This window comes from Providencia sp. wls1922 (assembly GCF_009706505.1).
GTDB classification, from domain to species: Bacteria; Pseudomonadota; Gammaproteobacteria; order Enterobacterales; family Enterobacteriaceae; genus Providencia; species Providencia lanzhouensis.
Genome location: NZ_WLUG01000113.1, coordinates 1 through 14,518, shown reverse-complemented (window position 1 = coordinate 14,518; position 14,518 = coordinate 1). Strand labels below are relative to the sequence as shown.

Sequence of the window (14,518 nt, the reverse complement as noted above, 5' to 3'; positions counted from 1 at the left end):
CCGTTAAAGGGCGACAGCAGCTGCCGCCCTATCATTAGAATTACCTTTAGATAGCGAGGTCGGCAGCATAAAACGCTACCAGCAGAACTGCGATAACTACGCTACCAATATTCAGTTTACGCCACTCACCCGCACAAATACGCCCGATAACCAGTGATGCGAAACCTAACATAATACCGGTGACGATATTACAGGTTAATACGATGAATACCGCACACAGTAAACCTGACATCGAATCCACAAAATCATCGAAATCTAATTTCGAGACATTGCTCAGCATCAGCAGACCCACATACATCAGCGCTGGTGCTGTTGCATAGGCAGGTACCAGATAAGATAATGGCGATAAGAACAAGATAAATAAGAATAAAACACCAACAACTACGGCGGTTAAACCTGTACGGCCGCCTGCTGCAGTTCCTGCTGCGGATTCAATATATACCGCAGCGGGTGATGCGCCGATCGCCCCAGCAAAAATGCTGCTGACAGAGTCAGCGGTTAATGCTTTTCCACCATCGATAATCTGACCGTCTTTATCCAGCAAGTTCGCTTGACCCGCAACAGCGCGGATAGTCCCTGTTGCATCAAAAACTGCTGTCATCACTAATGCCAGAACACTTGGCAGAACCGCCGCTTGAAGTGCGCCCATGATATCCATACTGAACATCAGCGCTAAACCATCTTCACCGAATGAAGGCAGTTTAAAGAAACCTTGGTATTTAACGGCTGGGTCGAAAATCAAACCAATAATCGAAATCGCGATAATGACTAATAACACCCCACCTGGTACACGGCGTTTTTCTAAACCGAAAATTACCGCTAAACCAATCAGAGACATTAAAACAGGGAATGAAGTGAATTCACCCAACGCAACAGGTAAACCTGCATTTGGGTTTTTAACCACTAAGCCAACGCCCGTTGCTGCTATCAACAATAAAAACAGACCGATACCAATACCCGTACCGTGAGCCACGCCCATTGGCATGTTACGTAAAATCCAACTACGGATACCTGTCACAGAGATAATGGTGAATAAACACCCCATTAAGAATACGGCACCCAGCGCAACTGGAATACTAATATGTTGCCCTAACACCAAGCTAAAGGCAGTAAACGCGGTTAATGAGATTGCACAGCCAATTGCCATTGGCAGATTCGCCCATAACCCCATTAATAAAGAACCGAAACCTGCCACTAAACAGGTTGCGATAAACACAGCAGTAGGTGGAAAGCCTGCTTGTCCTAACATACCCGGCACCACGATGACAGAATAAACCATCGCTAAGAATGTCGTTAATCCCGCAATGATTTCGCGGCGCACTGATGAGCCACGCGCTGTGATCTTAAAATATGAATCCAATTTGCAATTGGATGAAGCCTGTTGGCCTGCCATGGTATACCTCTGCTATTAATTTTAGAAAATTCTATGTCACTATTTTTGCTAAGTTTTTTATAAGCATTTATTCATTTTTGCTTGATAACTTAGCGAATATCACCTCAAACTGAAACTCACGTAAACGATTACCTTTTTGATAAATGTTCACTGAACCGAGATAACTGGTGAACAGAATGACTCTCTAGGAACAGTGCGCAAACGTTTGGCTTTTAGAACAAAGTGAGGCGAATTGTGAAGAGCGTAATTATCGTTCGAAAGGGGGGAATTGATCAAGTGTTTTATGGCTGGCCATTTTTTAACCATGAACCATAAAAACTGTGTCATATTCTTACAATCTTCCATAAAAGTCAGTCATATTCCGTTCTATATACTCTTTGTTTAAATATACGCGTGAGAGTGTTGCTAAAATCCCCACTAATATTGAGTTTTTAATAAATAGTCTGTTTATGAACATATTTACTTTCTAATACTAATTAAATAACTCATTTCCCTGGTGATTATTTTTATAAATATATTTTTTAATAATACTTAACACTCGCTATAAATATTATGTCAACCATTACAGCCTCAATTAAAACAATACCAAAAAGTGCCTTAATACTTTTTGCTGTATTTTTACTGATTTATCTCCTTCCCGGGATTTATGGGCATAGTCCATGGAAGCAGGATGAAAACTACAGTTTTGGTATTATTCAAACGATGTATGAAACGGGTAATTGGCTGGTTCCTACCAATGCGGGTGAGCCTTTTATGGAAAAACCGCCATTCTATTATTGGACGGCGACGGTTTTTTCTCATTTATTATCGGGAATGATGCCGTTATACGATGCCGCACGCAGTGCGAGCTTATTTTTTTCTATTATTAATTTTTCATTTTTTATTTTATTAGCTCGTCGCTTTTTTAAATCCGACAGCTTTTCTGATGCCCGTATTTGGACTGCCTTTGCGCTGTATATTTGTGCACCGGGAATATTGCGACACACCCATGAAATGTTCACGGATGTTTCATTAATGACCGGAGCAACCATCGGTTTATATGGCTTATTAGGGTTAATTCAGCAACAAAAAATTGCTGCATCCGCCTTCTGGCTGTGCCTTGGCACCATTATCACCACCTTATCTAAAGGCGTGTTTATTCCCGGCGTTCTGTGGATCAGCCTATTTTTGGCACCTGTATTTCTTATTCAATGCCGATCTAAACAGTTTTGGCTACCCGCACTATTCGCGGGTTTGGTTGCCCTCATTGCAATTCTACCTTGGCCAGTCATGCTGTATGTACAGCATCCCGAGCTGTTCGTGACTTGGTTTTGGGAAAATAACATTGGTCGCTTCCTTGGATTCTCCGTTGAGAAGTTAGGGGCTAAAGCCAATTTCACGCGTATTCCTTCTGCAGTCGCATTTTTTGCGCTTCCTGCTGGGCTACTGGCAACTGCCTATTTGTTACGTCATCCGTTCAGACGCCTGCGTGATCATAATGAATATTTGATTGCCATATTTCCTGTCCTTGGCGTGGTATTCTTGCAAATGTCTGCCAGTGGGCGAGCGCTCTATTTACTGCCCTTTATTGCTCCGATGGCGCTCCTCGCTGTACAGGCTCTTGGCTGGTTTTCAGAGAAAGTCTTAAACGCATTCGCACGCTTCGCCGCCTTCTTCTGGTCTGGGGTAATTCTCTTTCTGTGGGCTTGCTACGCTATCGTATTAACGGGTCATCACGCCCAATGGTTGCCTGTTTTTGGTCGTTGGCTACCTCTTGATTACCAAATGCATTTTTCTGTATTTGCGTTGATAGCGGGTATTTTTATTACCTGTTTTTGGTTCTTCCGCAATCATCTTATTTCCTCATCAAGCAGCGCTTTCCAAGCGATAAGAAACTGGTCACTGGGAATGGTGAGTGTGTGGAGCATTATTCTCACATTATTTGTTGGTTGGATTGATTATTCAAAAGGCTACGAAGGGGTTTTCCTGGATCTTCGACATCATTTAGAAGGGCAATTTACCCAAAATGACTGCATGGCTTCCGAAAACCTTGGGGAATCAGAAGCGCCGATGCTCTATTACTACACCGGTATTTTGCATCAAAGACAGATGGAATTTGAAAAACCACAACAGTGCCGATGGCTGATTGTATTATCCAAAGAAATTCAACCCGCTCCTGAAGACATGGAATTGTTTTGGTCAAATCATCGTCCTGATGAATTTCGCGAAAATTTAGTGGTTTATCGAGTAATAGAATAGTTGGTTGCGAATAAAAATCCCCGAGACAAAACTCGGGGATTTTTTAATACATTGGTGATAAAAAGACGTTACTGAGCTTGTTGCTCAATGGCTTGAGCACCATATTTTTCACGGGTAAACCATAAAAATAGCCCCGCTATTCCAATCAATAATATTGGCAGACCTGATGGCGAAATCGCCGTTGCAGCCCCTGCCAATAACGGACCAGAAAGGTTACCTATACCCCATAACATTGCCGCTGCGGCGTTGGCAATAATCAGCTCATTCCCTCTGAAGTATTGACCAATCTGCACTAAAGCGATGGTGTAAATGGCGCCAGCTGTCGCCCCCAACACAAACAATAAAACCCAGATAAAGTAAGTGTGAGTAATTAAGAATGGCAGCAGCATGCTGGCTCCTAACGTCACCACGCCACAAATACGATACAATTTTTCGCGATTCATATGATCAGCTAACCAACCAAACGGCATCTGCATAATCGCATCTCCTGCCAAAATTGCACTGATCATCATCGCCGCAACCGCCTCGGTATGCCCCATGCCCATCCCGTAAATTGGGAACATCGACAAGATAGTGCCATCGAAAAAAGCAAAAAATAGGATTCCGGCACAAATTCCAGGGGCAACTTTCACGAATTGCACAATTGAAAAGTTAGATTCTGACGCCGTTTCTGCGAGCCTATCTCCCACTTTCTGATCCATCAGTAGGAATAAAGCCACAGAAATTAAGTGAATCAAGGTACAAATAAACAGAGGCGATTTATCTTCCACACCGTAATAGGCAATAAATGACGGACCTAATAATTGGCTCACAGTAAATACCGTCGTGTAAATAGCCAATATCCGCCCTCTCTTGTTTTCAGGGGATAATTCGTTGATCCACGTTTCCCCCAAACAAATCATCACACCACTTGCAAGTCCCGTAATCAACCGCAAAGGGAAAAGTAGCCATAAAGGCAATGAACTTAGTAGTGGCAGTAAGCTAATGGCGGAGATCACCGTCGCGATTAACATAGCTTTGCGCTTTCCACACCACTTCACAATACGCTGTACCACAGGGGCAATCAAAAACATTCCCAAGGCAGGAGCCGCAGAGATAATGCCAATGTACAATTCACTCACACCAAAATTATTCAGTCGCAGCGCCACCATCGGGATACTGAGACCAATCACGATGCCGATAACGGCAATGCTGGTTGTAATCGTAAAAATAGCAAAAGAAGCAGAACGTCGAAAATGTTGAAAACTCGAATTAGCAGGGCTCATTTTTGTATTAATCTGCTCAATTAGGATTAATTGTCAGATATAAACTCCGAAAAGATATTATTTATTTGAAATAAAACACTGTGACACATTCAGTCATTAGAATAATACAAATTAAATTATATCATGAATTTATTCAACAAAATAACACACTGAAAAACAATAAATCTTATTTTTATAACTGTGTATTTAAAAAATAATTTTTAGATTATTTTTCCATTTATTCGCATTCAGCAAAATATTATTTTCATAATATCGGGTTTCTGACATTTCATATTTAAGATGTTAGAATTGGCAGCAGAAATGAGAATTTATAAAAATAATATTGTGGAAGACAGTGTCGTGGAAAATAAAATAAATATAAAAATTGGCCAGAAAGTACGTCTGTTGCGTCAGGCGAGAAACCTTTCTCTGAGTGAGCTTTCCCACTTATCAGGGATCTCCAAAGCCGCTCTTTCTAAGTTGGAATCAGGGGATTCAAACCCGCGCATCGACACCTTAGAGTCCATTGCAGCTGCGCTACGTTTTCCGCTCAGTGACTTATTTACACGCCAAAATGAATCTTATCCCTATTTGGTGAAGGCCACACAGCTTGAAGGCGATTATTTAGAGCAATTTAAATTCCGTATCAGTATGGGAAACGTCTCTGAAATTTGGCAACTCAGTATGAAACGAGGTGCAATTATTAACAGCCCCGCGCATATGGTCGGCACCCATGAACACATTATGGTACACGCGGGCTCCCTTATGCTGCGCTTAGACGATGAGCAAAATGTCGTTCTTGAGGCTGGAGATTTTTACGCTTTCAGCGGAGACTTTCCTCACGCTTACTTATGTATTGAGGGGGATGTACACGCCACCGTAGTGATGACCTATTCACATTTGAGTGATGGAGTTTAATAAGTCAGCCCACAATCCTTGTAGGCTGACCACATTCATTCAGAATTACTGCAAATAATCCTGCATGGTTTCAAACACACGCAAGTCATCGCTAAAACGAACTTCGCGGACGTCTTCCAATTTCTCAACTTGGTTGACCATCTGCGATAAACGCTCATCTTTCTGAACTAATAACCAAATTCGGCTTTCGTCCTTATCTTTAATTGGCATACATAGGATACCATCCACGTTAAAGGCCCGACGCGCAAACAACCCACAAATATGTGACATGACGCCCGGATGGTTGCGAACAATTAATTCTAAGGCGATTGGTTGATGTTCAAATACCATAATTACGCTCCGATCATATCAATATTAGCGGCACCAGGAGGAACCATTGGATATACCTTCTGATTGACATCAATCAGGGCATGAATTAAGCAAGGTCCTTTAGTGTTCATAATCGCTTCCAGCGCCATTTCAGGGTCGGATTCATTATTTAAATCGCACGTTTGGAAACCAAACCCAGAGGCAATTTTAATAAAGTCGGTCTGATACGGGTAAGCTGCTGCAAAGATACGATTCTCAAAAAACAGATCTTGCTGCTGATGAACCATGCCCAGTGCTTGGTTGTTCATTAAAACTATCTTAATGTTTAATTGATGCTCCGCTGCCGTCGCCAGTTCCTGAATATTCATCATCAAGCTACCATCACCAGAGAAACAAACGATGGTTTTATCTGGGTGAGCCAATGCCGCGCCAATGGCTGCCGGTAAACCAAAGCCCATGGTGCCCAAACCACCGGATGTTAACCATTGGCGAGGTCGTGATAATGGGTAAGCTTGCGCCGCCCACATTTGATGTTGCCCAACATCCGTCGTGACAATCGCCTCTTCCCCTGCGGCGCGCGCGGTGGCTAATACCAAACCGTAATGATCTAATGGATCATCCGCATTGGCTAAATTCAGCGGATAATTATTTTTCAGATCATTAACTTGCTGAACCCACTCTTGACGATCATTGCGCTCAACTAATGGCAGCAACAGCTCCAAAATCTGCCCCGCATCCGCATGGATAGCAATGTCTGGACGTTTGATTTTACTGATTTCCGCTTTATCGATATCAACATGAATAATTTTGGCATTCGGGCAGAACTTTTCCGCTTTACCAATGGCGCGATCATCAAAGCGAGCACCGATAACAATCAGTAAATCAGACTCTTCCATGATCATGTTCGTGCTTCGTGCCGCATGCATACCCAACATGCCCAAATACAGCGGGTGACGCATTGGGATCGTTCCCAACGCCATCAAGGTCATTGTCGTTGGTAAAGAGGCTTTTTCCGCAAAAGCGATAGCCGTCGCGGTTGAATCTGAGCTAATCACCCCTCCACCGAAATAGAGTACAGGACGCTTCGCACGGTTGATCATTTCCGCCGCTTGGATTACTTTTTCCATATCAAAACTTGGGGCTTTATCTTTCGGTAAAATCTCTGGCAGCGCATCTAACTCAATGGTCGCAGTCTGTACATCTTTTGGAATATCAATCCAAACAGGTCCTGGACGCCCAGACTCAGCAATACGAAATGCTTCGCAGATAACACGAGGTAGGTCTTCAATGCTGCGTACCAAATAGTTGTGTTTCGTAATTGGAATTGAAATACCGTAAGTATCAACTTCCTGAAACGCATCGGTACCAATCATCGAAGATGGCACTTGCGCAGTGATGCATACCAGTGGAATTGAATCCAGCTTAGCATCCGCAATGGCTGTCACTAGGTTAGTGGCACCAGGACCGCTTGAGGAAATACACACCGCTGCTTTGCCTGTGCTACGTGCAATTCCCTGTGCAATAAAACCCGCACCTTGCTCGTGACGCGCCAGTATGTGGCGAATTTTTTTGCTTTGCCCCAGCGCATCATAAAATGGCAATGCAGCCCCACCAGGGATACCAGAAACGATGGTAATGCCATGTTTTTCCAACAAATGGACTATCAATTCTGCGCCTGTAAAACAGTTTTTTTGTGGTGATGTTGTGCCCGACTCGCTCATAATTTTTTATTCCTTCACTAGCCTGCGGATCCGAGTTTTAGGTCATAAAAAAACCCCGCTCGGTTTGCGCCGGCGGGGTTTCTAAATCGCGTGATTTGTTCCCGTTACGGCGCTAAGCCCACGACCACCACCACACGCACGACTACCGCTGCTAGTGGCGCGGTAAGTAGTAGGTTTGAACGGTTAGCAGTCATTTTCACGAGAGTTTCCTGTAATTTAATTCTGTCTGATTTAGCTAAAATCCATATTTAATGAATTTCTTGTTTAGCTAAAGTCTGTCTGATTTTTCATTTTTGTGTTTGCTGCATCTAAGAAACCATAAAACCCTAACCTTCACAACCCTTTTTTTCGTTTTTCTTGGTTGTGGATTTCAAATGAGAGGCATATCACAGAATGTTGTTGAGTTGTGATAATTTGAGTTGAATTTGCTCATAAAAAATTAAAGCCCTTAAAATTAAGGGCCTTAATCGATGATTTTGATTTTCTAATTTAGAAATTAGAATGGGATATCGTCATCAAAATCCATTGGTGGTTCATTGGTTTGTGGCGCTGGTGAACGCGCTGGAGCTGCGCCGCCGCCACTGAATTGTTGTGCTGCTTGTGGCTGTTGTGGTTGACCCCAACCGCCTTGACCGCCACTTTGACCTTGTGATGGTGCATCGCCGCCGCGACCACCCAGCATTTGCATTGAACCGCCGATATTCACCACAACTTCGGTGGTGTAGCGATCTTGACCGCTTTGGTCTTGCCATTTACGGGTTTGCAATGAACCTTCGATATAAACTTGTGAACCTTTTTTCAGGTATTCACCAGCAACTTCGGCTAATTTACCGAAAATCACAACACGGTGCCATTCGGTTTTTTCACGCATTTCACCGGTTTGCTTGTCACGCCAACTTTCAGAAGTTGCCAGAGTCAGGTTAGCGACAGCTCCGCCGTTAGGCATATAACGGATTTCTGGATCTTGTCCTAAGTTACCGATAAGAATTACTTTATTTACGCCTCTGGTGGCCATTTATTACTCCTGATGCATTGAATTTTTAATCTCTGGACTGACCGTGAAGTTTACCACGACCTATCTGTATTGCACCATAAATTGAGATTGCTGATGAGAAGTTGCGAAGCGCTTTCCAAATTTAAGTGAAATCTGCATTACTGATTTTTAGTATAGACGCTAATTATTGGCGCCACAGATAAGTTGCTATCAGTCCCCTATGGAATGAAATATAAAGAGCACATATACTGTATATCCATTCAGCAAATTTTGTGCAATACTAAATCGTTTATTAATACTGGCTCGTTAATTAAGACTACCAAGTTCATTTTTGTTCACTATCAATTCATTCGGGAAGTGGTAAATGGAGAATATCGAAGTCCGCGGCGCACGCACGCATAACCTAAAAAATATCAATCTCATCATCCCCCGAGACAAGCTGATAGTTATTACAGGGCTATCTGGTTCAGGGAAATCTTCCCTTGCCTTTGATACCCTCTATGCTGAAGGTCAGCGTCGTTATGTTGAGTCACTATCCGCGTATGCTCGTCAATTCCTTTCTTTAATGGAAAAGCCGGATGTTGACCATATCGAAGGGCTGTCGCCTGCTATCTCCATTGAACAGAAATCCACTTCTCATAACCCACGTTCAACGGTTGGGACCATCACCGAGATCCATGACTACCTGCGTCTATTGTTTGCCCGTGTAGGTGAGCCACGCTGCCCTGATCATGATATTCCGCTTGCGGCACAAACCGCTAGCCAGATGGTGGATAACGTCCTCGCACAGCCGACCGATCGCCGCATGATGCTGCTGGCTCCGGTCGTAAAAGAACGTAAAGGTGAGCACGTTAAGTTACTCGATAACTTAGCGAGCCAAGGGTATATTCGCGCCCGTATTGATGGTGAAGTTTGTGATTTATCCGATCCACCAAAACTCGAGTTACAGAAAAAACATACCATTGAAGTCGTGGTTGACCGTTTCAAAGTACGCGACGATATCGCCCAGCGTCTTGCAGAATCCTTTGAAACTGCACTCGAGTTATCTGGCGGCACCGCTGTTGTCGCTGATATGGATGACTCAAAAGCCGAAGAATTAGTGTTCTCTGCTAACTTTGCGTGCCCTGTTTGTGGCTATAGTATGATGGAGTTAGAGCCACGCCTGTTCTCATTCAACAACCCAGCAGGGGCTTGCCCAAGCTGCGACGGCTTAGGGGTTCAGCAATTTTTTGATCCTGAGCGTGTGATTCAAAATCCCGAAATTTCCCTTGCGGGCGGGGCTATTCGCGGCTGGGATCGTCGTAATTTCTATTATTTTCAGATGCTAATGTCATTGGGCGAACACTATAAGTTTGATGTTGAAGCCCCCTATGACTCACTCAGCCCAGCTATTCAAAAAGTAATTTTGTATGGTTCAGGCAAAGAAACTATTGAATTCAAATATCGTAATGATCGCGGAGATATTACCGTACGCCACCATCCGTTCGAAGGTGTGCTTAACAATATGGAACGCCGTTATAAAGAAACGGAATCCACCGCGGTGCGCGAAGAGTTAGCAAAATACATTAGCAACCGCCCTTGTGTGACTTGCTCCGGAACCCGTCTGCGTAAAGAAGCTCGCTTTGTGTTTGTGGAAAATACCACCCTGCCTGAAATTGCAGATTACAGCATCGGTCATGCAATGGAGTTTTTCCAAAACTTAAAACTCAGTGGGCAACGCGCCAAGATTGCCGAAAAAATCCTGAAAGAGATCAGCGACCGTCTGAAGTTCTTAGTGAATGTGGGACTCAATTACTTAAGCCTTTCACGCTCCGCAGAAACATTATCCGGCGGTGAGGCCCAGCGTATCCGTCTAGCAAGCCAAATCGGTGCGGGTCTGGTCGGTGTGATGTATGTGCTGGATGAACCGTCTATCGGGCTCCACCAGCGCGATAATGACCGATTACTGGAAACCCTGATTCACCTACGTAACTTAGGGAACACCGTGATTGTGGTTGAGCACGATGAAGATGCGATCCGCGCTGCTGACCATGTGATTGATATTGGTCCAGGTGCCGGTGTTCACGGTGGTCAAATTGTGGCGCAAGGTACATTGGAAGATATCGTTGCTAACCCAGAATCCTTAACGGGTAAATTTTTAAGTGGTGAGCGCAAGATTGATATCCCACAAATGCGGGTTCCATTTAATAAAGATAAAGTGTTGACGGTGATGGGCGCAACAGGCAACAACCTGAAGAATGTCACCCTGAATATTCCTGTTGGCTTATTTACATGTATTACAGGGGTTTCTGGTTCCGGTAAATCCACGCTCATCAACGATACGCTATTCCCAATTGCTCAGCGCCAGTTAAATGGGGCAACAGTGATTAACCCTGCACCGTATACCAATGTCGAAGGTTTAGAGCATTTCGATAAAGTGATCGATATCGACCAAAGCCCTATTGGACGTACACCGCGTTCTAACCCAGCCACTTATACGGGTATATTTACGCCAATTCGTGAGCTGTTCGCAGGTGTACCAGAATCACGGACTCGTGGCTATAACCCAGGGCGTTTCAGCTTTAACGTGAAAGGCGGTCGTTGTGAAGCCTGCCAAGGGGATGGGGTAATTAAAGTCGAAATGCACTTCCTGCCCGATGTCTATGTGCCGTGTGACCAATGTAAAGGTAAGCGCTATAACCGCGAAACCTTAGAAATCAAATACAAAGGTAAAAGCATTCATGAAGTGTTGGATATGACCATCGAAGAGTCCCGCGAATTCTTTGATGCCGTGCCTGCGCTAGCGCGTAAGCTGCAAACGCTGATGGATGTGGGTCTCTCCTACATTCGCTTAGGTCAATCTGCGACAACCTTATCCGGCGGTGAAGCCCAGCGCGTAAAATTAGCTCGCGAGTTGTCTAAACGCGGCACCGGACAGACCATCTATATCTTGGATGAGCCAACCACCGGATTGCACTTTGCCGATATCCAGCAACTGCTTGTTGTCTTGCACCAATTGCGTGATCAAGGCAATACCATCGTCGTCATCGAGCATAACTTGGATGTGATCAAAACGGCAGACTGGATTGTTGACCTAGGCCCAGAAGGTGGTAGCGGTGGAGGTGAGATTTTAATTTCAGGTACCCCTGAGCAAGTGGCTGAGTGTGAAAAATCCCATACTGCGCGTTTCTTGAAGCCTATCTTAGCGCGTGGCTACTGAGTTAACTGAAGTAAAAATAGTTAACAGAAACCGCCAATCAAAATAGAAAAAGGGGAACTCAGTTCCCCTTTTTAATGCTTATATAACCGTTCGTTACTAACGATTACTGGCTAACTGCCGCGAACGCTTCCACGATACGCTTCACGTTATGACGGTTTACACCTGCCATACACACGCGACCTGTTCCAACTAAATAAACCGCAAACTCATCTTTCAGACGGTCAACTTGTTGTTGAGAAAAACCCGTGTAGCTAAACATACCGCGCTGTTTTAACAAGTGGTCGAAGTTTTTGTTTGGTAGTGCTTTTTTCAGCTCATCCACCAAAACAGTACGCATATCTAAAATACGCAAACGCATCTCTTCCACTTCGTCCAGCCATTTGGCTTTTTGTTGGCTATCAGTCAGTACTGCCGCAACAATTTTTGCGCCGTTAGACGGTGGGCTTGAATACAGACGACGGACACCCGCTTTCAATTGACCCAACACGCGGTCGCGCTCATCTTTATCTTTACAGATAACAGATAAACCACCCGCACGTTCACCGTAGATACCAAAGATTTTCGAGAATGAATTGCTGACGAATACTGGCAGACCCGCTTTTACCATCGTGCGAATTGCATAAGCATCTTCATCGATACCTTCCGCAAAACCTTGATATGCGATATCTAAGAATGGGATCAATTTGTGTTCAAGTGCCACTTTCGTCACTTCATCCCACTGAGCTGGGGTTAAATCCGAGCCGGTTGGGTTATGGCAGCAAGGGTGCATTAAGATGATGCTGTTCTCTGGTAACTTCTTGAAGGTTTCCAGCATTTCATCAAACTTAACCCCTTTAGTTTTTTCATCGAAATAAGGGTAGTAATGCACTTTCGTGCCTGCGCCAGAGAAGATAGAGGCGTGGTTTTCCCATGTTGGGTTACTGCACCAGACTTCTGAATTCGGGAAATAATGGTGTAAAAAATCAGCCCCAATTTTCAGTGCGCCAGAACCACCGATGGTTTGTACGGTAGCAATACGCTCTTGAGCAATTAGCGGACAATCTTCACCGAACACCAATTTTTGTAATTCAGTACGGTAATCTTTCAAACCTTCCATTGGCAGATAAAGCGATGCACTTGCCGGAAGTTTTCTCAGTGCAGCTTTCGCTGTGCCGACGGTTTCCAGCTCAGGGGTTTTCCCCTCTGCATCATAATAAAGACCAATACTCAGGTTAATTTTGCCTTCACGAGTATCTTTATTAAATTCATCCATCAGCGACAAAATTGGGTCGCCCGGATAAGCATCAACATGTTGGTACACAGGATATCTCCTACTTGTAGGTTTTCTTTATTACTTTTGTCTTGTGAAAATAACCCTTTAAAACCTATTCGTCTACATATTCCATTGCGACTCGTGAGGTCAATTTCGTCAAAAGCTCATAGTTAATGATGCCTGTTTGTGTGGCAATTTCTTCCACAGGCAGAGCATTTCCCCATAGAATGACGTCATCCCCCACTTTATCGGTGGCATCTGGTCCTAAATCCACGACGGTCATGTCCATGGAAATTCGTCCAATAATCGGCACTTTTCGCCCATTTACTAGAACGGGTGTTCCTGATGGTACGTTACGCGGATAACCATCTCCATAACCAATCGCTACCACCCCAAGGCGGGTATTGCGTTCACTGCACCATGTTTCGCCGTAGCCAACACACTGCCCTACCGAATGCTCTCTCACTGCAATTAGGCTGGATTTTAAAGTCATGACGGGTAATAAACCAAAGCTTGCAGCGCTTTTGCCTTCTTGCGGTGAGGCGCCATACATCATAATGCCGGGGCGAACCCAGTCATAATGGGCTTCTGGCCATAAAAGGATCCCCGCGGATGCCGCGATGGATTTTTCACCCGGTTTATCAGAGACAAACTGTTGGAAGCATTCGATTTGTTTTTTGGTGGTTGGGAGTTCAGGCGCATCGGCCTGACAGAAGTGGCTGACAATGTTGATAGGTAAATCCACGTTGCTACAGCTTTGAAGACGTTGGTAAAAACTTTCCGCATGCTGAGGAAGTACGCCAAGGCGATGCATGCCAGTATCGAGTTTCATCCATACTTTGATTTTTTTAGCGAGCTGGGCATTTTCCAGCATTTCCAGTTGTTCAATGCAGTGGATCACCGTATCGATGTTGTATTCCACCATCAACTGCAAATCGGATTTTTCGAAGAAACCTTCTAATAAAACAATCGGTTTTGTCACGCCTTGATGTCGAAGCAGCAGGGCTTCATTTAAACGCGCCACCCCAAAACCGTCGACAATTCCTTGAATTTCGGTGCCAACTCCAATTAATCCATGACCATAAGCGTTTGCTTTAACAACTGCAATCAGACGGCTATTCGGGGCCAATTCTCTCACGCGTTGCAGGTTGTGTCGCAGAGCGCGGCGGTTTATTAATGCGGTTGCCGCTTTCATTTCTTCCTCTTAATTATTCATTTTAAAATTTAACTTATTTAGTCTTCAGTCTTCA

At 44.2% G+C, this 14,518-nt stretch carries 11 protein-coding genes; 3 read left to right on the top strand and 8 right to left on the bottom strand.

The window, feature by feature from the left end; all coding sequences use genetic code 11:
* Positions 1 to 46: 46 nt before the first annotated feature.
* The gene (locus GKR71_RS17135) at positions 47 to 1,393 is read right to left on the bottom strand and encodes an NCS2 family permease (RefSeq protein WP_036955005.1); all 1,347 of its coding nucleotides are present in this window, start codon (positions 1,391 to 1,393) and stop codon (positions 47 to 49) included.
* A 552-nt stretch (positions 1,394 to 1,945) separates the two neighbouring features.
* Between GKR71_RS17135 and GKR71_RS17130 the strand changes: the two genes are divergently transcribed.
* Complete coding sequence (locus GKR71_RS17130) at positions 1,946 to 3,631, top strand: ArnT family glycosyltransferase (RefSeq protein WP_154634628.1); 1,686 nt, start codon at positions 1,946 to 1,948, stop codon at positions 3,629 to 3,631.
* A 68-nt stretch (positions 3,632 to 3,699) separates the two neighbouring features.
* On the opposite strand, the gene GKR71_RS17125 is transcribed toward GKR71_RS17130, so the two are convergent.
* Positions 3,700 to 4,896, bottom strand: a complete 1,197-nt coding sequence (locus GKR71_RS17125) for an MFS transporter (protein ID WP_108479336.1) — start codon at positions 4,894 to 4,896, stop codon at positions 3,700 to 3,702.
* A 339-nt stretch (positions 4,897 to 5,235) separates the two neighbouring features.
* Here GKR71_RS17125 and GKR71_RS17120 point away from each other — a divergent pair, with 339 nt between their 5' ends.
* A complete protein-coding gene (locus GKR71_RS17120; RefSeq protein WP_036955464.1) occupies positions 5,236 to 5,793 on the top strand; it encodes a helix-turn-helix domain-containing protein in 558 nt (185 codons plus the stop codon).
* A gap of 45 nt (positions 5,794 to 5,838) precedes the next feature.
* Here the strand turns inward: GKR71_RS17120 and ilvN are convergent, their stop codons facing one another.
* From ilvN to GKR71_RS17100, 4 genes are all read right to left on the bottom strand, one after another.
* A complete protein-coding gene (ilvN, locus tag GKR71_RS17115; RefSeq protein ID WP_036955016.1) occupies positions 5,839 to 6,123 on the bottom strand; it encodes an acetolactate synthase small subunit in 285 nt (94 codons plus the stop codon).
* 2 nt (positions 6,124 to 6,125) lie between these two features.
* Positions 6,126 to 7,823 (bottom strand): acetolactate synthase large subunit, encoded by a 1,698-nt coding sequence (ilvB, locus tag GKR71_RS17110; RefSeq protein ID WP_036955019.1) that lies wholly within the window; start codon positions 7,821 to 7,823, stop codon positions 6,126 to 6,128.
* A gap of 104 nt (positions 7,824 to 7,927) precedes the next feature.
* Positions 7,928 to 8,017 carry an ilvB operon leader peptide IvbL gene (gene ivbL, locus GKR71_RS17105; protein ID WP_108479355.1) on the bottom strand — a complete coding sequence of 30 codons (90 nt, stop codon included), beginning with the start codon at positions 8,015 to 8,017 and terminating at the stop codon, positions 7,928 to 7,930.
* 302 nt (positions 8,018 to 8,319) lie between these two features.
* Complete coding sequence (locus tag GKR71_RS17100) at positions 8,320 to 8,838, bottom strand: single-stranded DNA-binding protein (protein WP_036955024.1); 519 nt, start codon at positions 8,836 to 8,838, stop codon at positions 8,320 to 8,322.
* A gap of 343 nt (positions 8,839 to 9,181) precedes the next feature.
* Between GKR71_RS17100 and uvrA the strand changes: the two genes are divergently transcribed.
* Positions 9,182 to 12,016 carry an excinuclease ABC subunit UvrA gene (gene uvrA / locus GKR71_RS17095; protein ID WP_154634627.1) on the top strand — a complete coding sequence of 945 codons (2,835 nt, stop codon included), beginning with the start codon at positions 9,182 to 9,184 and terminating at the stop codon, positions 12,014 to 12,016.
* Positions 12,017 to 12,119: 103 nt separating this feature from the next.
* On the opposite strand, the gene GKR71_RS17090 is transcribed toward uvrA, so the two are convergent.
* Together GKR71_RS17090 and alr are read right to left on the bottom strand one after the other, a co-directional pair.
* Entirely contained in the window at positions 12,120 to 13,316 is a 1,197-nt protein-coding gene (locus GKR71_RS17090; RefSeq protein ID WP_036955033.1) for an amino acid aminotransferase, read from the bottom strand.
* A 64-nt stretch (positions 13,317 to 13,380) separates the two neighbouring features.
* A complete protein-coding gene (gene alr / locus GKR71_RS17085; RefSeq protein ID WP_154599633.1) occupies positions 13,381 to 14,463 on the bottom strand; it encodes an alanine racemase in 1,083 nt (360 codons plus the stop codon).
* Positions 14,464 to 14,518 lie beyond the last annotated feature (55 nt).